This is a genomic window from Thermobaculum sp. T2p (genome assembly GCF_059335935.1).
In genome coordinates this window covers 142911-161966 of sequence record NZ_JANZYQ010000002.1, presented here as the reverse complement: position 1 = coordinate 161966, position 19056 = coordinate 142911, and the positions used below count along the sequence as shown (strand labels likewise).

The following is a 19056-nucleotide window of genomic DNA, read 5'->3' as shown; positions in this document are numbered from 1 at the left end:
TCCCCCTCCACATACAGGTACACCAGCCCACGCCTGCACCTGAAGGTCTCCTCCTTGCCTGGGTCATCTCCCACCGGGGGGTGTCTGTGCTCGGGACAGGTCTGGTGTGGAAAGAGCACCAGCTCCTTGGCACACACCCTCTGGGTGTTGATGTAGGTCACCAGCTGCAAACCCGTGTGCTCCAGATCCCCTAAGCCAAAGTCGGCCACCTCTATCTGGGCACGCTCCTGCGGGGTGAGCACTATGCCCGCCTCCTCCAGCATCCTCGCTGCCCTCTCCTGCGCCTCCTTGTACTCCCTCTCCGTTAGCATCCTCTCACCTCCATTCGCGGTTTGTGCAGCTATCTTAAGGTCAGGTGGGCTGGCAGTCAATTGATGCTAAGTGGGTCTTCATCTTGGTCTATATACCGCCACTGCGAAGTCCAGAGCACTGGGCTCGTACTCTAGCTCTCCGACACTGCCGCCGACTATTATCCTATCCCTCCAGAGGGCTAAGCTCCTGGCTTGCTGTAATGGTGCGGTACCCAGAGCAAGAACTAACATCCCATCTTGCCCTAAGGTGTTATCTGGAGCACCATTTGGGAGATAACGCAGCAATATGCCTCGATGTCGATGATCGCTGTGTGGAACAGCAGTACCAGCAAGGAGTATGCGATCTGTGGCATCCACCTGCAGGTACATGGCGGTGTCCTCATCCCCCACATTGCTGACGACCTTGCCGAGCCTACCAAACCGTTGGTCGAAGCTGCCATCGTTCAGCAACCTATACACAAAGAGGGAGCGTGAAGACTCGCCTTCTCGAGATCCGAGGCGTGTGCCTCCGATCACTATCCTGCCCTTGCCGTCCACAGTCACGCCAACGGGCACATCCCGGTAGCTAGGAGGCATCCAGATCACCAGCCTACCTCCATTGCCGAAGCTGCGGTCGAGGCTGCCGTTGGGGGTCAACCTAAGCACGAACAGCCCCACCTTGTTGCGATCTTTCCCGCTCGCCGCACCGACCACTACGATCTTGCCATCAGCCTGTAGGGCGAGCACGGCGCTATCCACTCCCCCAGCCACGTCGGTAAGCAACGTCCCGCATGCTCCAAAGCCCCGATCCAGCTCACCGTCAGCTCTGTATCTGACCAAAGTCAGCTGCGAGCCAGATGTGCCCACTATTAGTATCCTGTCCTTGGAATCAACCGATGCATCCCATAGATAGATATTGGGTCGTAGGTCGCTGATCACTCTTCCCCCCTCTCCAAAGGAGGAGTCGCGAGTGCCATCGACGTTGTACCTGAAGATCCTGAACCTCTGTACCCGCCCTGCTACATAGCGATCTCGCTTGTTTGCAATAAGCACCAACCTCCCATGTGAGTCCAATGCCGAGCTCATCAGTAGATCCAGGTCCGAAGAGGGATCTAGCGTGAGCCTACCGTCCACGGCGAAGCCGCGATCGAAGGAGCCGTCTCGATGTAGCTGGGTAGCTGCCAGAAAGCTGTCGCCGCTGCTGGTGAGCAGCGTGCCCGTGAGCAGGATCCTACCATCTGGCCTCACGAGCACGCTCGTCAAGACGTCTTGGTAGCTGTAACGTATGATCTTGCTACCGTCTCCGGAGAAGGTATCGTCCAACTCCATCATCGCCCAAGCGGGCGTCGGCGTCATGAGAAAGGCTAAGGTCAAGAGAACCCCAATCCACGGTCTCCTACATGCTGTGCGCATAGGCTTCCTCCTCTGTCTCTATAGAGCTAAACGCTCTGGACTAGAGAAGGTTACAACCAGCTGTATGGTTGATCAACCTATGAGCCTGCCACCAAATGCCGTGGTCAGATTATTGCGATCTTGGGGCTGAGGCTGAGAGATGAACACGAGATGGCTGTGGGTGATGGCCATAGGGACTTTGGTTGTAGCTGCTGGGCTCTACATCGCAAGGAGGGATACTGAAGAGCTATCCCGTGACTTGTACCGTCCACCTACACCTACGGTTGTGCTCCTACCGAGCGCCGATCTTCCCTCCCCAACGCCCGTCGAGATCCTGCCAGCAGCAACTCACGTGCTGCCAGTCCCCACGACTGTGCCAACACCCACCGCTACTCCCACGCAACCGACAGTTCCTTCAGCGGAGGAGGCTGAGAGGGTTGTGCGTGCTTACTTTACGGCCATGGATTCCGAGAACTACGACGCTGCTCTATCGCAGACCCACGGCAGCGCTAGGGAACAGACCTCGAAGATCGTGGAGGAGATCAGGGCCCAGGAGAGGGCGAGCGGACAAGAGGCCGATATCAGGGTGACCCAGCTGCAGCTGACAGCTATGCCTGCTAAGGGCAACGTAAGGCCGGTGAAGGCGTACGCCACCGTCGGGGCTTACGTCGACTTGGGGGTAGCGGAGGTCGAGGTGCAGCGGCTACAGACCAAGGCCGTGTTCCGAGTGGCCCGCGTTCAGGGTCGGCCCAAGATTGTGGATATCCAGCAGTCGTAGCCCCTCCTCATGGACTGGTGCCACACGACAGTGAGGCCCAGCAGACCTATGTAGCCTCTGCTTTACCCCCGCAGCCGAAGGTCATCGGTGCTGGCGGCAAGTCGCAAATCCCTTGAGGGAGGGGCTGTACGATATAGGACTTAGTCCCCCTCAGTATTATCTAGCCAGGAGTTGCGGAGGATGGTAGATCAGCTGATACACATGTTGGGTGATCCCAAGTAGCTAGTGGACACGCCGCTCCTTGCACACAGCATGATATTAGTTGCTAGCTACTAAACCTTGCCTCCAAGTTCTCCACGATCCTACCTGGACCAGAGTCGGGACGTAGGATAGCGAAACCTGACAGCACTGGCACAAGGATGTAGATGGGAAAGGCGGGCAAAAGGCATAGAGCTCCCAAGCCCAGCGTGAGGAAGACACATCCTACCACCAGGATGGCCAGAACCCACCACGCAACCATCAGCACTACCCCCAGCATGATGGAGCTGCGACGCTGCTCACTGAACCCCAGGATTATATGCCCCACTCCGAGAAACCCCATCCATCCCAGCAGCACCTCGATTATGGCAGCAAACAACCTTGTGTTAGCAGTATCTTTCATGCACTCATTCCCCCAGAGAGAGTATCAGGTGTGGATATTCTACAATGGCCGTCTTGTAAGTCAAGCGACCTAATCCTTACCCATGTTAGACATATAGGTTTTTGGAGGCTACAATCTATAGCATGAGCACACAGAAGGAGGACACGCACAAGGTCGGCGCCGGCCGCCTGGCGGCGATCTATACCAGGAAGCCCGTGGGCTCCGACCGAGATAAGACTCCGGTAAACAGGCAGCTTGAGCTGTGCGAGCAGCTTGCGACAGAGCTTGGGTACGATACTAGCGAGGATCTAACATTTGTGGACGATGGGCCACCCACCAGCGACTCCCGGCCAGGTTTGATGGCGCTGATGCAAGCGTTGGTCGAGGGGAGGGCTGAGGCGGTGATAGTGGACAAGGTGGATAGGATAGCCCGCTACGAGACGAAGATGCTGGAGTTGTTTCTCCAAGGGCTACGGCACAGACAGATACCCATCTACGTTGCCAGGATGCCACGGGGCTACAGGTACGACTTGGGATCCGGCAGGATAGTGAGGGATGACCCCGAGCACGCTTAGGGGATGGGCTGCGGGTGACATGTGGGCCCCAACACCCTCGACCTACCATACTAGAAAAGCAATCTGTCGATCCAGAGCACTTGCTGAGGAGTAAGTATAAGCTCACCGTAGGGATCGATATCTGACCTGGAATGAGGCAACTGCGATTGCATGCTATAAGCTAATGGATGAGCGATCTACCCCTACCAGAGGCCAGCGTCAGCTTCCTGGAACCTGCCAACCACAGGGGCCAAGCGAGGAATAGACCTATATTAGTTTTGGGGTACAACACCGAGAATAATTGAGATAAATAAGCTTAGAGCAATTCGCTAGTTACTCTCTCGATCTTTGACCAGCAGATCATTACATCCCACTTAATACTAACTTAATACTAACTTAATACTAACTTAATACTAACTTAATAATTGCCCCGCATAATGCGACTACTAAATAGTAATCGTAGCAATTGTGTTAGGGGAAGAATTAGATTGCTTGACACCCTGTTGACTCTATTGTAATTCCCGGGGGTTGGCGTATGGAAGCCGAGAGATGGGCGAATTTAAAGATCATTGGTCAACGTGTAACTCCAGCTGGCGGCATTAAATGGATTGAAAATGAATTACAGCAGGTCATAGTAATTAACCTGGAGACGGGTGATATCTATGGTCTAGACGAAAGCGCAGCCATTGCCTGGAAGGCACTTATGCAGTCTGGGTTGATTAGGGATGCTATAGATGCCCTTGTCAGCGTCTATGATATTGAACCAGAAGTAGCAACCAACGATATGGCCTTGTTTATTTCCGAACTGATAAACAACAAACTTGTATCTCGCCATGAGAGTCAACAGCTATGAGCTCCACCATAGATCTTCTTAGAGCATTCTCTTTACTTATCCGAGCCAAACTTACAACTAAAAGTGGTAGCTGGGAGGCATTCCAAGATCAAATACCCAAGGTGGTTTCCCCCAATTATAAGCATAGCTCAGAATGCGTGGAGCATATCACTCGGGTTTGTAACATCGCCGCTCGTCTCCTGCCGACGAGGACAGAATGTCTGGAGCGATCTCTTACAGTGTGTTCTATGCTGCGTCGGAAGGGAATAAATTCTGATCTATGTATAGGTATGACAAGGGTGCCACCGCTAATGTTCCATGCTTGGGTGGAGGTTGACGATCAGGTAGTTAACGACACGCCTCTAATAAAGCAGAGTTTCTTAGTGATCTGTCGATTGTGATTTACCGTCCAAGACTTGACAGGTGTTTGGGTTGAAACTATGAGCGCTATTGTTGGACTTATCGCATTTACTGATCCCTTGTCCATTGACCTGCTAAAACGTATGGTTGTCAGCGGGATGCACCGGGGCGGACATATAGCAACGGCTAAGTATATGGGGCAGGTTGCGCTAGGGTGTGCAGAGCTGAAGATAACACGTGAGGACTTCCAAAATGGTCAACCATTAAGCATTGATGGTGGACTTTCCTGGGTGGTCATGGATGGTAGGCTAGATAACCGAGATGAGTTGCTAGACCTCCTGGCAGTTAAGCCCAAACAAAGTAGCATCTCAGACTGCCAGCTTACGGCTATGGCCTATCAACGTTGGGGAGAGCGTTGCTTTGAAAAATTGGTGGGTAACTTTGCAATTATCATTTGGGATGATAGGGTCAAGAGCATGTTATGTGCTGTGGACCACCTGGCTACTCGTCCCCTGTTCTACAGTCTGAGCACTGAGAAGTTTGCCATCGCATCAACCATAAAGCAGATCTTGCAGACACCCAACACATCCGGTGAGATCGATGATACCTTTATCATGGCCAATTTATGCCTTCAGTCCACCCTGCCGCATCCTACATCATTGACACCCTACACCAGCATAAGAAGGCTTTTACCTGGTCATGTGATTACGATTGACATCGATGGTCGTCAACACACAACTCGTTATTGGAGACCGGAAGAGCTCCCAGTACTATATTCAAGTCCTCGACCGGAGATAATCGAGCGAGTACGTGCTACTTTCAAAGAGGTTGTAAGGAGTCAATCTCGTTCCTGCGCTACAGTAATGTCTACACTTAGCGGTGGCTTAGATTCATCAAGTATAGCGTGCATGGCTGCGCTGTTGCAGAGTGAGTCAGGTTTACTGTGTGAGAACTTTAGGTGTATATCTGAGACCTACAAGACAGGCACATCTGCAGACGAAGCATTTTTCCGAAGAGCTGTGATAGATATGTACAACCTGGAGCTGACAGAGTTCTCCAGAGATTACCAGGGAAGTGCAGATGACCTGAAGGATGATACCTCTCTAGAAGCTGACGAACCCTTTGGAGAGTACCTAATGAGCGCTAAGATGCAGATGTGTGCTGATATAGCTTGGCGCTTCGGTTGTAATGTCTTGATCTTTGGATTTGGGGGCGACGAGCTAATGCAAGGTACCCCTTACTACTTAGGTGATTACCTGAGGCAGCTAAAGATAAAGGATTTGATAAGTGGAATCTGGTCTGAATCTCGTGTCCCCAACCTGAATATATTTTCCTCAATACTTAGGTACGGAATACTACCGATAATGCCTACCCCGTTTCTGAGGCTCGGCATTAATAAGCGAGGCAACAGTCCTTGGGATTCTGAGACGGAGTGGTGTAACCCTCAAGTTCCCCCTTGGCTTTCTGTGCAAAGATGTATCAAGCTAGGGGTGTTCGATAGAGTATGGAAGGAGTTTCCAGAGCACTATACTTCCCTCCCTTCTAGGGCACAGCAACTAGCATGGTTGCGTCAGAATAACTTTAGTCTATGGTTGGACAATTATGTATTTATGCCTAAGGGATGCGAAACCCGCATGCCCTTTATGGACAAACGCTTCATTGAGCTGGCTCTTATGATTCCATCTCAGTGGAAGAAGGGATTTGATACCGACGGCACTGTGGTAACAAAGATTATCTTGAGGGAGGCAATGCATGGTATCTTGCCTGAAGCTATCAGGACAAGAAGGGATAGGGCGAACTTTGGTGGTGATCTGGCGTTGAGCCTACGTTGTGAGTTACTCAAGCTGTTGAATAGTAGGACTTGGGAAGTTGTAGATCGTGGTTACGTAGAGCAATGCAGATTGGAACAATTCATCAAGTCATGGCAGATCGGGATATGGGATTTCTTGCCACAGATGTGTTCTCTGTTGTCAACGGAATCATGGTTACGTCAGACGAATGTGAGTTCACGTAAGCTTGGGTGGGAAGTGCGTCAAATGGACCTAGTGCACTTTGTCTGAGATAGAACAGGTAAAAGGAGGAGTAACTATGAAGAACGATGAAGTGCGTAAAGAGCAGGAGAGGGCAGAGCAAGGTTACGATAGCCCTTACACCCGGCCACAACTCATTTATATTGGCCGAGCCCTAGAACTTGTCAAAAGCGGAGGCAATTGGATCCGAGATTACAACGGTGGTTCGGGATATCCACCGACCTGCTAACAGAGTAGAATACCACTAGACAGCGCTGCCCCACCCAGCCCGGCGGCCGTAGTAGTGGCCGCCGGGAGAAGTCGAGGGTTTACAATATCTGTAGGTATACGTACACATATTGTTTATCATGCTTAATACATGAGTAAAGAAACGATTTACTCGAAGTTGAAACTGTTGTATCTAGCTTTGGAGCTAACCTGGCATTCAAGCCCGTGGCTTACCACCTTCATGGTGATAGCTCTACTGGTGCAGGCAGTTACGTCCCCTATCCAGCTGGTGTTGTCCAGAGCGGTAGTGGATAAGATAGCCCTGGAGGCTCGCCTGGGTGTAGCTTCGAGGAATATGTTCGAAGGGCTGCCGTTGTGGGCCTTGATCGCGATGGCGGCAGCGGTTTTCTCTCTTGCCCCGCTGCTGCAGTCCGTGCTGGATGCCCTACGTGGTCTTGTAAGCGACAGGGTGACCAAGCACCTTTCAGAGAACGTGATAGAGGCTGTCAACCGCTGGCAGGGATTAGAGCGTCTTGAGGACCCCAAGCTGGCAGACGACCTAAGGGTGATCCGAGAGCGAGCTCAGTTAGCTGGGGTGGAACTGATAGTGAACGGCGCACAGGCTTGCCTGTCGGTACTGACCGCCTTGGGCTTATGCTTGTTGCTTCTGGGCCTCCATCCTTTGGCGCCGCTACTGTTGATCTTGATGGCGGTGCCCTTCATAAGGAGCTACTGGGGCTACCTCTTCCAGATGGGAACCCATCTGTATTTCTTACTGCCTGAGTCCCGCAAGTTGTGGTACTACCGCGAGCTGATGCTGTCCCCCGAGCCTGCCAAGGATGTACGCCTCTATGGGCTGGGGAACTTCCTGTTGAGGATGTATAAGGACACCTTCCAGCGCTCCGTTGGGAGGGTCGATAAGGAGCGGAGGAAGCTTGCCCTGAAGGTGTCGTTGTCTGGAATGCTCTCGATGGGCACAATTGGCCTGCTCTACGTCTATATAGTGTGGAGGGCGGTAGGAGGGGAGACGTCGATCGGCGATGTCGTTCTGTATGGGGGCGCAGCTACTTCCTTGTTCGCGGAGCTAAGATCCATCGCCTTGAGCCTGGGCATGCTGCCGATGAACCTTGTGTACCTGCCCAGTGTGGCGAGGGTGCTGAAGCCGCCCCCTGACCTGACGCTACCCCAGAGGCCCAGAGCTGTGCCCAGGCCTATTAGGCAGGGGATAGAGCTTCGGGATGTGTGGTTTAAGTACCAGGAAGGAGAGTACGTGTTGCGGGGGGTGTCACTGCAGATTCGTCCTGGAGAGTGCGTGGCGCTTGTAGGGCACAACGGAGCAGGCAAGACTACTCTGATCAAGCTGCTGCTACGGCTGTACGATCCCACCAAAGGGAATATCCTGCTGGATGGGGTAGACCTCAGGGAGTATGATCCAGAGCAGCTACGGAAGGAGTACAGCGTGATCTTTCAGGATTACGTGCGCTACGAGCTGACCGCCAGGGAGAACATAGGTCTGGGGGATGTAGGAAGGCTGTGGGATGATAGGAAGGTAGCAGAGGCTGCTAGGGAGGGAGGTGGATGGGAGGTGGTGCGGAGTCTGCCACAGGGGTTGGAGACGCTTCTGGGGAGGAATTTTGGGGGTAGGGAGCTATCAGGAGGAGAGTGGCAGAGGTTGGCTCTCTCCAGGGCTTGCATGAGGGAGGCACAGTTGTTGATGCTAGACGAGCCGACCGCTGCTTTGGACGTGAAAACGGAGTATGAGGTGTACAGGCGGTTTGGAGAGCTGCGAGAGGGCAGGACGGTTGTGCTAATCAGCCACAGGTTGAGCACCGTGAGGATGGCCGACAGGATATTCCTGTTGGAGGGAGGCAGAGTGGTGGAGGCGGGCTCTCATGACGAGTTGATGAGGATGGGAGGTAGGTACGCCCGGATGTACACTTTGCAGGCAAGTAGGTACCTGGAAGAGGATGTAGACAGTGTCTAGAGTGAGCAACATGTGGTCGACGTGGGTTAGGGGCGCTGCTCTCCTTCGACGGTCCATCGCCCTGCTGACGTCTCCAGCACCCTCCGCGGCGATAGCCTACTTCCTGCTCGTACTTCTCTCCAGCCTCCTGCCAGTGTTGGGAGCCTGGATCTTCAAGGTAATGCTCGACCTCTTAGCAGCGCAGTATGAGGCGGCGCTGCTGGCAGCACTGCTGTATGCGGTCACGATCGTCCTACCCCTGGGGCTGGATCCCGTGCAACAAGCTCTATCGTCCTGGCTGGAAGCAAGGGCTACTGCGGAGGTCGATCTGCGGTTGATGAGGGCAGGAATGAACCTGGTAGACCTTGAGAAGTTGGAACAACCATCGTTCCACGATCAGCTGCGGATGACGCAGGAGATACCTGGGCTTCTACCTAGGATGATCTCCGACTTCCGAACTGTCGTAGGCTCGTTGGTCACATTCATAGGGCTGCTCGCGCTGCTGGTCTCCCTGAATCCACTGTTACCCATCCTCCTTGCAGCCCTCACCGTGCCCCGCATCATGCTGGAGGTGCGCTCAATAAAGCTGTTGTATTGGACCATGTTCCAACACTCACGGGCAGCACGTGAGATGGACTACTGCCTAAGGGTGGTCACCGAGCCGTCGAGCGCCAAGGAGCTGAGGGTATTCGGCCTGGGTGAGTATTTCTTGGGACGCTTTCGGGACCGCTCTTGGCGAGCCTTGAAGGAGATGACATCCATCCGCCTGAGGCAACTGTCTCTCTCGTTCGGGCTCAATATCCTCTACGCTTTGGCAGTGGGTGGAGGATTATGGTATGTGGCCACACAGGCAGGCAGTGGCGGCCTGACGATTGGAGATGTGGGACTGTACGTCAATAGCGTAGTGCAAGCCCAGATGCTGTTGCATCAGCTTCCAGATGGCCTTAGAAGTACTTATCAAACGCTGCTCCACATGCAGGACTTTTTTGCGATGCTGGACGGGGCTAGGCCGAGGATCAAGATGGCTGGGGAGGGCAAGGGTCTGCCCATGCCGGCAAGGCTCCGGGCCGGGCTGGAGCTCAGGAACGTCACCTTCACCTATCCTGGGAGCACCAAGCCCGTGCTCTCAGAGGTGAGCTTTACGATACCCTCAGGTAAGATCACGGCCTTGGTGGGATCTAACGGAGCAGGAAAGTCCACTATCATCAAGCTCCTAAGCCGTATGTACGATCCCACTGATGGGGAGATCCTGCTAGATAGGGTGCCCATCTGGAAGTACGATCTGGAGGCCTACAGGAGGGGACTAGCTGTAGTCTACCAGGATCATGCGCGTTTTGCCCTCACTCTGGGTGAGAATATAGGTGTGGGGGGTGGAGACCCCGTGAGTGTACCCAGGGAGATGATAGAGCATGCTGGCAGGCTTGCTGGTGTGGAGGAGTTGGCCAAGGGGCTGGCGTCTGGGTACGACACGCCTATGGGAAGAATGTTTGAGGGAGGGCTCGAGTTATCTGGAGGACAGTGGCAGAGGGTGGCTCTGTCCAGGGGGGTGTTGAGGGTGGAGCTTGGGGCACTGGTGGTGCTGCTAGATGAACCCACCAGTGCCTTAGATGCGGAGGCGGAGGAAATGGTGTTGCGATGTATGAGGGAACTGATGATTGGGAGAACAGTGCTGGTGATCAGCCACAGGCTATCGTTGGTCAAGAGCGCCGACCAGATAGTGGTACTGGATGGTGGCAGAGTGGTGGAGGTGGGATCTCACGTGGAGCTGGTGGGGAGAGGGGGAGTTTACGCCGGGCTCTTTGAGCTACAGGCCAGGAGGTATAGGTAGCGGAAAGCGAGCTTAAACTTAGGGGGCATGGTCGCGATGAATTATCATGCTTTGGGTGGTGAGAGAAACGGTCACAAGCAGGTATTGCTACCGCCGGAAGCCCGCATATTGGGGGTCCAAATTTACTCTATGGGAACTCTCCTACTCACCACGCCAGCTCTAGCAGGGTTACGAAGGACGTACCCAAGGGCCCACATAGATTTGCTAGCATCTTCACGTGCTGCTCAATTGCTTGTTGGCTGGGAAGTTCTGGACGACATCATAGAGCTGGAGAGATATCTCCCCAGCGACGGAGACGGTAAGCCGAACTCCAAGCCTCCTCTAAGCAACCTCCTGAGATGCCGAGAATACGATGCTGTGATTGTGTTCGCACACCTCTTCGAACCCATCACAACTTTCAAGCTTCGCCACATAGTAAGGTCCACTTGCGCCCGCTGGCGAGTGGGTCTGGACAACGGGAATCAAGACTTTCTCAATGTGAGGGTAGAGGACCATGGATACGGCGCCAAGCATGAGGCAGATTACTTTATAGCCTTAGTGGAAGCACTTGGCGCGCAGGTAGAGAGCCGACGCTTGGTAGTACCCCTCACTGACGCCGAGGCCGAGCAGGCCGGAGAGCTATTGGGCACGATTGGGGCTGTACGACCTCTCATAGCTATGCACCCTGGATCTGGGCCCATCAGCCACGCGAGAAGATGGCCAGAGGACAAGTTTGCAGCCTTAGCCGACACTTTATATCAAAGAGTAGGTGGGCATTTGTTGCTGCTGGGAGGTATGGAGGAAGCCGACCTGCATGCGCGCATCTTTGAGTTGATGTGCACTAATATGCCCAGGACGAGCCTGGCAGGAGCATGTGGTGTAAGGGTAACTACGGCCCTGTTGGGCTCTGTGGATCTGTTCATAGGCAACGATTCGGGTCCTATGCACCTAGCGGTTGCCGCTGGAACGCCTACGGTAGCGATATTCGGGTTATCTAACCATCGAGCTTGGGGCCCCTATCTAGGTGATGAACCCGATACAGAGCGGGTAACGGTCGTGCACCGGAACTTATCGTGCATGCCTTGCTTCTTTAGAGACCATGAGATCGGTAACCCCTTGGGATGTGCTACTCGAGACTGCTTGACTGGCCTAGGAGTCGATGAGGTGGCGGATGCAGCGCTAAGAGCGCTTACAAAAGGGCGAGGGTATGGACATCTCTAGTCGCTGCAATCTATTGGTCGGGGTTACAGGTTCGATATATGCCACGAGCATTCATTGGTATATTGATCTGTTCAAGAGCTCTCTAAAGTGTGATATAAAAATAATCCTCACGACAAACGCTGCCGATTTGCTAGTACGTAATGGTATCAGTATTGAGTCCCTGGAGATACATACAGGTGATCGTGTCTTCGTCAACCTTTGGGACACCTCAGATTCTATAGACAAAGTAGCTCATGTGCAACTAAGTAGTTGGGCAGATCTGTTTGTCGTGATACCGGCCACAGCCGGCATCATCGCTAAGGCGGCCAATGGCATCGCAGATGACCTGTTGTCCACCACTATACTGACTTACCCCAGACCTATAGTCTTTGCTCCAGCAATGAACCAGTTGATGTGGAATAAACCAGCTTTTCAAAGGAACAAGAAGCGCCTTGAAGAGGATGGTCACCGCGTGATCCAGGTTGTACCCACGGTGGAAATAGCCACGGGGCAGAATGAGGGATACGCGCCCTCAACAGATGATCTACTTCTACAAATGGCATCTCTGCTCATGTCTCGCTTCAAGCATCAAGCGTTATGATGTGGCACTGAAGCAAGGTTCAGCATTAAGTCGTGCGGGATTCAACTATTCGGGAGATGTTAGCTTGCTGCCAAGTATAGTCCAATCTATAGCGGTAGGACGGATCCCACGGGGCTACAGGTACGACTTAGGATCCGGCAGGATAGTGAGGGATGACCCCGAGCACGCTTAGGGGATGGGCTGCGGGTGACATGTGGGCCCCAACACCTTGGCCTTGCCGTGCTCTACAACTAGCCTGTCGATCCAGAGCACCCTCCCGGGCTCTATCGAACCTATAGCGTCAGGGTGCCAAGCGTGGTAGACGAACCAAGGGCGGCCGTGCTTGTCTACCGTGACGGAGTTGTGGCCTGGGCCAGCGGCTGCGCACTTGGACCTTAGTATGGGGTTCTCGGGTCCCTTCCTGCAGGGCCCTAGTGGGCCCTCACAGATGGCGTATCCCACTGCGTAGTCCGGGGTGTTGTAGGCATTGGCGGAGTAAAAGAGGTAGTAGCGCCCCTCGTGCTTCCACATGAAAGGCGCCTCGATCCAATTTATCTCCCAGTTGGGCTCTCCAGCTAGCAGGCGCTTGGGCTTGCCGACCATCCTACGGCCGTTGGGTGAGAGCCTCACGCCGTAGATGTAGGTGTTCAGCCCTATCCTGTTGCCATCGTTCTTCCAGTAGAGGTACAGACTGCCATCGTCATCTCGGAATGGGTCTGCGTCTATAGACCCGCCCTCATCCTGCTGACAGATGAATGGCCTCTTGTTACGATCCACGTAGGGCCCTAGTGGTCTGCGACTCTCCGCTATGCCGATACACTGCAGCCCGACCTCGATCCACTCCGCCGTGTAGTACATGAGGTACAGACCATCGTGCAGCTTGAGCACCTCGGGTGCCCAGGTGTTGCCAGCCGTCCAATCGGCCATCTCGGGCATCGCATCCGGGCCCTCTTCCCAATGCACGAGATCCTTTGATATAAGAGTGGGGTAGTGCTTGCCTCCCGAAGTGGTCGAGAAGGCATAGTAAGTATCTCCCTCTTTGAGGACGAACGGATCCGGGAAGTTGCTGTCGTACACCGGGTTGGTGAAATTCCCTGTCGATGTGCTCATGTTACCCCCCTTCCTAGGGACCGTGGGTGTGGGAAACAGTGCTGTGCTCGTGGGTGCGCTGCCCCCACAGGCAGCCAGCAGTATGCAAGCTGTTATCAAGAGCCACTTTATGTGCCGCATCTACCTCTCCCTAGCAGGATAGTTGGCAGTATAGCATCAACGCGCTTCCTTATCATATAGGCAGCCCTCGTTAAAACCATGCGGCCATTAGTTTGGGGATCACGGTATCGATCTTTGGGGCCCAGGCGATAGGAGCAGGCAAGCTGGAGAGGCTGCGCAGGGTGCTGCGCAGTGGTGTGGGGCTCAACTATGCCATAGGAGGGCTGCTGGTGTTGGGAGTGTACCTGTTTGCTGGGCAGATCCTGGGGCTGTTCTTGACCGATGAAGGGACACTGGAGATAGCGCGGGAGCTGTTGTACATCACGTTGTGGGGGTACTTGATCTTTGGGCATGCCCAGGTGAGTGGCGAGAGCTAGGGGGCAACCTCCTTCCTGTTGTCATAGGTAGGTATCTCTCCGGGGGCATATAGATACCTAGCTCCAAAGCATATGGATGCGGAAGATAGAGCCCGCTGTACCATCGGTTACATAGAGGTCTTCTCCCCAGAATGCCAGATTGGTGGGCGTGGGCCCTCCCGATGGGATGCTGCAGACGAGTTCCCCCTCTTGAGTTAGGACTCTCACCACACCGGCTCCGAAGTGGGCCACGTACAGCAGGCCGTCGGGACCGAAGCGGATGCCGTCTGGGCCACACTCTTGCCCTGAGCTCTCATCGGACGCGGGCGACAGCTTGGCTAGTGGTTCGACCTCCAGCACGGTTCCGTCCTGCTGTAGGGAGTAGCGATGGAGGATGCCTGTGTGGGTTTCCGCCACCAGGAGCTCCCCTCCGCCCGGGGTGACGGCTATACCGTTGGGGAAAGCCAGCCCCGCGGCCACACGCCTCAGCTCTCCTCGTGGAGAGAGCGAGTAGACGCATCCTATGGGGTTGGAAGGGTTTGACCCCATGGGATCGGTGAAGTACAGGGTCCCGTCGGCATCGAAGCACAGGTCGTTGGGACCCAGGAACGGCCTGCCCTCGTATCCGTCCGCTACGAGCTCCCAGGAGCCAGTTTGGGGATCAACGCGCAGGATGGCCCTAAGGCCCTTATCCGCCACGTAGAGCTTGCCATCAGGGCCAAAGCGCGAGCCGTTGGGCCCACCACCGGTGTGCACCAGCACCTCAAGTTCGCCTCTCGGGGGCATGATGCAGACGTTGCCTCGGTAGATGTCAACGCAGTAGAGAGTGCCGTCAGGGCCAAAGTTGATGCCCTCGGGGAAACCTAAGCCATCTGCTACCCTTTCGGGTGAAGAGAAAGCTACCATATCGCCTCCTTCGCGGACTGGTATAGAGCTAGTATCTCACAAGGCTCCCATCGGTGTGCAAGGGTATATACTAGCTATGGAAGGAGGTACCTGAAGGCTATGGTCGTGATATGCAGGGTGTACGACGAACCTAAGGATGGTTACAGGGTGCTCGTGGACCGTCTGTGGCCGCGAGGGGTGAAGAAATCCTCCCTGCCGCTGGACGAGTGGCTTAGGGATCTGGCGCCGAGTGACGAGCTGCGCCGCTGGTACGGCCACGACATTGGGAAGTGGGAGGAGTTCAGGCGCAGGTACCAAGAGGAACTGCTGTCGAGGGACCACTCACAGGTACTTGAGCGTCTCAGGCAGAAGGCCAGGGATGGTCGCCTGGTGCTACTCACGTCTACTAGGGACGTCGAGCACAGCAACGCCGAGGTCCTGCGCGAGCTGCTGGAGGGCGAGTCATGAGCTATGCTATCGAGGTGACGCACTTCTCCAAGCGCTACGGCCCCAGGCTGGTCGTGGACGATCTCTCGTTCCAGGTGCGTGAGGGAGAGTTCTTCGCGCTGCTTGGCCCCAACGGTGCGGGCAAGACCACAACGATCGAGACGCTGGAGGGCTTCAGGCGCCCGGATAGCGGGCAGGTCCGTGTGATGGGCATGGACCCCATCCGTGACAAGCGGCGGCTGTACCGGCGGGTGGGGGTGATGCTGCAGGAGGGGGGACTCTACCCCACCGCTAGGCCGATCGACCTGCTGCAGCTGTTTTACGAGTTCTATCCCAACGCCGAGAGACCAGAATCAGTGGCGGAGCGGCTGGACCTAGGTGAGTTCCTCCGCACGCCGATCCGACGGCTGAGCGGTGGACAGCGCCAGCGCCTCTCGCTGGCGCTCGCCCTGATGGGTAGGCCGGCGGTGCTGTTCCTGGACGAGCCCACCGCTGGGCTGGATCCCCACACCAGGCGCTCAACGTGGGATATGCTCAGAGAGCTTAGGTCCGAGGGTACGACGATCATGCTCACCACTCACTACATAGAGGAGGCCGAGCAGCTGGCTGATCGGGTGGCGATCATCGATCGAGGCAGGCTAGTAGCGGTGGATACTCCGGGGGCGCTGAGGGCGGGCTCCAAGAGTCGAATAGCCTGTCGCACCGACCGACCGTTGGATCTTGCGTGTGTACGGGTGCCACTTGAGCCGGGTGCAGATGGCTGGTACATCGCGCATATAGAGGCGACGCCGGAGACGATCAGGGTACTAGCTGAGGATCTGGCGCTGCAGGGCGTGCTCCTGCTGGAGATGCGCGCCGGCAGTGCATCCCTCGAGGAGGCGTTCTTGGAGCTCACGGGCGAGGAGGAGGCTGAGCTATGAGGGCCACGTGGGCGCAGTTCAAGTTCGAGCTCAAGCTGGCACTCCGCCGGGGAGAGGGGTTGCTGGTGACGATCTTCATTCCCCTGCTCCTGTTGGTGTTCCTGGGTAGCGTCCCGTTCTTCTCGCCCGATCGCAGCCGGCGCGTCGCGGAGGTCATGCCCGGGCTGCTGGCGCTGGCGGTGATGTCCACCGGCATGGTGAGCTTGGGGATAGCAACAGCCTTCGAGCGGCAGTACGGCTTTCTCAAGAGGCTGGGAGCAACTCCCCTGACCCGCCCACAGCTGCTGCTGGCCAAGGGGTTGACCACCCTGCTGACGGTGTGCTGTCAGGTGTTCCTGTTGTGGATGGTGGGCTGGTGGGCCTTTGGCTGGCGTCCCCATGGTGAGGTGTGGCTGGTCGCGGTCTGGCTGCTCCTGGGCCTTGCGGTGTTCGTGGGCGTGGGCCTCTGGATGGCTGGAGCCCTGCGGGCGGAGGCAACTTTGGCGATAGCCAACGCACTGTACCTGGTGCTCATGCTGCTTGGGGGAGTGGTCGTGCCTCTGAGCAGGCTGCCAGATGCCATCGCCTCGGTCGTCAGGTTCCTGCCCACGGCGGCGCTGGCGGAGCTGTTGCGGCAGTCCCTCTCAGCGGGTGGCAGGCCTAGCCCCCTCAACATAGCGATCCTCCTCTTCTGGACGATCCTTGCTCCTGGGGCAGCCGTGTCCGCCTTCAAATGGGAGTAGCCCTTGGCGTGATCCTTGCGCAATCCGCTATTGGAGGTGATACGATATGTCGCGCAAGGATAAGAGGCCAGAAAGCCAACCTGAAAGGAACACCGCTGAGGAGAAGAGCCGTAAGGCAACTGAGAAGGCGACCTTCGATGACGAGCCAGGAGGAAGCCAAACGGAGGGCTCGGAGGAGAGAGGCCCCGATCCTGGGCAGTACACCGATAAGGGCTCTCCCGGCTACCTAGGGCGATAGGGCGCTCTTGCCCACCCTATAGGGACCTCGGGACGATGGGATGAATGGGTATCCGTGCGGGTGCTGGTACCTATACCCTGTCCTCTGGGGCGAGGTCGTGAACCTGCGGTCGTTCCAGACCTGGCGCTAGGGGCAAGTTGCTGCCGCGGATGACGGTCGCTATGCAGGCATTGGGTATGAGCGGCATGGATCTCATTATCCCAGATCATCTATGGTGGACCTGAGGATGTGGTTGCTGGTGTCGACCTGACACGCCTGGGGTGCTCCTCATATGGCGTTGAAGAGCACATAAGTGCGGATGATCTCGCGGAGCCTACTTGTCTCCCGCTCTATGTTGGGGCTGACACATACCGGGCACACGGCGTCACCCCACCTGTTCCACTTGGCAGCTCTCGCTGAGAACACATGACCACAGCTCCGGCACCTGTAGCGCATTGCCTCACCTCTCGAGGATTGTACCGCCCCTGAGAGGTCTCGGCAAGTTCTCCCAGGGGCGACTGAGCGCTCTAAGCCATCAGGTCGTAGTCCCGTGGCGACCAAGCTAGAGCAGCATATATCTGCACCATGGCTGCTTGGTATAGCAGCGAGGTGGGCTTGGTGGCGTCGAACACGAACAGACCGGTCTCTGGGTCACGCGCGGACCGCCACATCTCATCGGCATAGTCCTGCATCATCTTGCGGTAGCGCTTGTCGTGGTTGACCGACTCCAGCAGCAGCAGGTTCTTGAAGAAGATAGCGTTGAAGGGCGGGTCCTGCCTATAGAGCCTGCCAGCACCTCCATAGTACTCCAGAGCCGCGTTGGCGATCGACTCAGCCCTCTGCAGGTATCGCCTCTCACCGGTGATCCTGTAGAGCAGCACGCTGGCACCGATCATGGTGCCCTGATTGTAGGACCACTGGGTCCTCTCGATGTTGCCGGCCAGGTCTATGTGGTCCCAGTACAGGCCGTTAGGTGCCAGCAGGCAGGTGTTCACCCAGTCATACATGCGCTTGGCCCACTGAAGGTAGTAGCGGTCGCCGGTGATCTCGTAGAGGTGCAGTCCAAGCTCAGCCCCAGGGGCGTTGCTCACGGTGTTACGGTCTCGGCTCCAGGAAGCCTGCGTCCAGAAGACCCCTCCTGGGCAGGGGTGCGTGGGATCGTTATCCCAACCGTACACCACCAGGTCGAAGACCTGCTTGGCGCGTGCTAGTGCCTGCTGGTCGCCGGTCATCCTGTACCATTGCACCTGCTCCAGAGCGATCCACTCGTTGTCGTCGTAGAATTTGTCCCCACCACCTCCGAGCGGTGGGCGCACGTAGGAGTCGTAGCCTGGCGGGGTAGTGGTGTTGTTCCAGTAGAGCTCTACCCCCTCCAGCCTGTCGCTTACGGCGTCCTTGTACTGGGTGCCTATCTTACGGATACCAGCCAGGTCGATCGTTGCAGCCATCGCTTGGGAGAACGGCCACACGTAAGAATAAGGGTTCTGTCCGGGCTGCTCCGGGTACTGCTCCTTGTAGAGCTTGACGTCGGGCAAGTACAAGTAGCGTTGCATCGCCTCATAGGAAGCGATAGCCCGGCGCAGGTTCTTCTCCTGCCCTGAGCGCGCGTCCACACCTGATGAGCCGTAGGCTACAGACACTAACACCACGACGAGCGCTAGGCCTAGATACCACAACCTTCTGCCTACCATTTGATTGACCTCCTGCAAAACTTGTTGGATCACGTC

Annotated in this window: 21 protein-coding genes and 1 pseudogene; 15 read left to right on the top strand and 7 right to left on the bottom strand. The window is 55.9% G+C overall.

Annotated features, from left to right (window positions below; genetic code table 11):
* Both N2245_RS01250 and N2245_RS01245 read right to left on the bottom strand, forming a co-directional pair.
* The coding region (locus tag N2245_RS01250) for a cupin domain-containing protein (RefSeq protein ID WP_494534913.1) at positions 1-311 on the bottom strand (311 nt) is incomplete at its 3' end.
* Positions 312-389: 78 nt separating this feature from the next.
* Complete coding sequence (locus N2245_RS01245) at positions 390-1703, bottom strand: NHL repeat-containing protein (protein WP_494534912.1); 1314 nt, start codon at positions 1701-1703, stop codon at positions 390-392.
* A gap of 139 nt (positions 1704-1842) precedes the next feature.
* Here N2245_RS01245 and N2245_RS01240 point away from each other — a divergent pair, with 139 nt between their 5' ends.
* Entirely contained in the window at positions 1843-2460 is a 618-nt protein-coding gene (locus N2245_RS01240; protein ID WP_494534911.1) for a hypothetical protein, read from the top strand.
* Positions 2461-2725: 265 nt separating this feature from the next.
* Here the strand turns inward: N2245_RS01240 and N2245_RS01235 are convergent, their stop codons facing one another.
* Positions 2726-3061, bottom strand: a complete 336-nt coding sequence (locus N2245_RS01235; protein WP_494534910.1) for a hypothetical protein — start codon at positions 3059-3061, stop codon at positions 2726-2728.
* A gap of 122 nt (positions 3062-3183) precedes the next feature.
* On the opposite strand from N2245_RS01235, the gene N2245_RS01230 reads away from it, so the two are divergent.
* The 9 genes from N2245_RS01230 to N2245_RS01190 all read left to right on the top strand — a co-directional run bounded on the left by N2245_RS01230 (position 3184) and on the right by N2245_RS01190 (position 12594).
* Positions 3184-3615 (top strand): recombinase family protein, encoded by a 432-nt coding sequence (locus N2245_RS01230; RefSeq protein ID WP_494534909.1) that lies wholly within the window; start codon positions 3184-3186, stop codon positions 3613-3615.
* 514 nt (positions 3616-4129) lie between these two features.
* On the top strand, positions 4130-4447 hold the full coding sequence (locus tag N2245_RS01225; protein ID WP_494534908.1) for a PqqD family protein: 318 nt from the start codon (positions 4130-4132) through the stop codon (positions 4445-4447).
* Complete coding sequence (locus N2245_RS01220; RefSeq protein ID WP_494534907.1) at positions 4444-4827, top strand: lasso peptide biosynthesis B2 protein; 384 nt, start codon at positions 4444-4446, stop codon at positions 4825-4827. The genes N2245_RS01225 and N2245_RS01220 overlap by 4 nt, the downstream gene beginning before the upstream one ends.
* 39 nt (positions 4828-4866) lie before the next feature.
* Entirely contained in the window at positions 4867-6846 is a 1980-nt protein-coding gene (locus N2245_RS01215) for an asparagine synthetase B family protein (RefSeq protein WP_494534906.1), read from the top strand.
* A gap of 28 nt (positions 6847-6874) precedes the next feature.
* Complete coding sequence (locus tag N2245_RS01210; protein WP_494534905.1) at positions 6875-7045, top strand: hypothetical protein; 171 nt, start codon at positions 6875-6877, stop codon at positions 7043-7045.
* Between the two features lie 129 nt (positions 7046-7174).
* The gene (locus tag N2245_RS01205) at positions 7175-9007 is read left to right on the top strand and encodes an ABC transporter ATP-binding protein (protein WP_494534904.1); all 1833 of its coding nucleotides are present in this window, start codon (positions 7175-7177) and stop codon (positions 9005-9007) included.
* Between the two features lie 10 nt (positions 9008-9017).
* Positions 9018-10814, top strand: coding sequence for an ABC transporter ATP-binding protein (locus tag N2245_RS01200; protein WP_494534903.1), 1797 nt, complete (start codon positions 9018-9020; stop codon positions 10812-10814).
* 36 nt (positions 10815-10850) lie between these two features.
* Complete coding sequence (locus tag N2245_RS01195; protein ID WP_494534902.1) at positions 10851-12014, top strand: glycosyltransferase family 9 protein; 1164 nt, start codon at positions 10851-10853, stop codon at positions 12012-12014.
* Entirely contained in the window at positions 12001-12594 is a 594-nt protein-coding gene (locus N2245_RS01190; protein WP_494534901.1) for a flavoprotein, read from the top strand. The genes N2245_RS01195 and N2245_RS01190 overlap by 14 nt, the downstream gene beginning before the upstream one ends.
* A 168-nt stretch (positions 12595-12762) precedes the next feature.
* Here the strand turns inward: N2245_RS01190 and N2245_RS01185 are convergent, their stop codons facing one another.
* Positions 12763-13803 carry a glycoside hydrolase family 43 protein gene (locus N2245_RS01185; protein ID WP_494534900.1) on the bottom strand — a complete coding sequence of 347 codons (1041 nt, stop codon included), beginning with the start codon at positions 13801-13803 and terminating at the stop codon, positions 12763-12765.
* An 83-nt stretch (positions 13804-13886) separates the two neighbouring features.
* Between N2245_RS01185 and N2245_RS01180 the strand changes: the two are divergent.
* A pseudogene (locus tag N2245_RS01180) lies at positions 13887-14144 on the top strand (MATE family efflux transporter); the annotation flags it as partial.
* 72 nt (positions 14145-14216) lie between these two features.
* On the opposite strand, the gene N2245_RS01175 reads toward N2245_RS01180, so the two are convergent.
* Complete coding sequence (locus N2245_RS01175) at positions 14217-15044, bottom strand: SMP-30/gluconolactonase/LRE family protein (protein WP_494534899.1); 828 nt, start codon at positions 15042-15044, stop codon at positions 14217-14219.
* Between the two features lie 99 nt (positions 15045-15143).
* On the opposite strand from N2245_RS01175, the gene N2245_RS01170 reads away from it, so the two are divergent.
* The 4 genes from N2245_RS01170 to N2245_RS01155 are packed head-to-tail and all read left to right on the top strand — an operon-like array spanning position 15144 to position 17350.
* Positions 15144-15491, top strand: coding sequence for a DUF488 domain-containing protein (locus N2245_RS01170; RefSeq protein WP_494534898.1), 348 nt, complete (start codon positions 15144-15146; stop codon positions 15489-15491).
* A complete protein-coding gene (locus N2245_RS01165; RefSeq protein ID WP_494534897.1) occupies positions 15488-16390 on the top strand; it encodes an ABC transporter ATP-binding protein in 903 nt (300 codons plus the stop codon). Before N2245_RS01170 ends, N2245_RS01165 begins: the two co-directional genes overlap by 4 nt.
* Positions 16387-17112, top strand: coding sequence for an ABC transporter permease (locus N2245_RS01160; protein ID WP_494534896.1), 726 nt, complete (start codon positions 16387-16389; stop codon positions 17110-17112). The genes N2245_RS01165 and N2245_RS01160 overlap by 4 nt, the downstream gene beginning before the upstream one ends.
* Before the next feature lie 46 nt (positions 17113-17158).
* Positions 17159-17350, top strand: coding sequence for a hypothetical protein (locus N2245_RS01155; RefSeq protein ID WP_494534895.1), 192 nt, complete (start codon positions 17159-17161; stop codon positions 17348-17350).
* Positions 17351-17617: 267 nt separating this feature from the next.
* Here the strand turns inward: N2245_RS01155 and N2245_RS01150 are convergent, their stop codons facing one another.
* Both N2245_RS01150 and N2245_RS01145 read right to left on the bottom strand, forming a co-directional pair.
* Complete coding sequence (locus tag N2245_RS01150) at positions 17618-17785, bottom strand: FmdB family zinc ribbon protein (protein ID WP_494534894.1); 168 nt, start codon at positions 17783-17785, stop codon at positions 17618-17620.
* 71 nt (positions 17786-17856) lie between these two features.
* Positions 17857-19020, bottom strand: coding sequence for a glycoside hydrolase family 76 protein (locus N2245_RS01145; protein ID WP_494534893.1), 1164 nt, complete (start codon positions 19018-19020; stop codon positions 17857-17859).
* Positions 19021-19056: the final 36 nt, after the last annotated feature.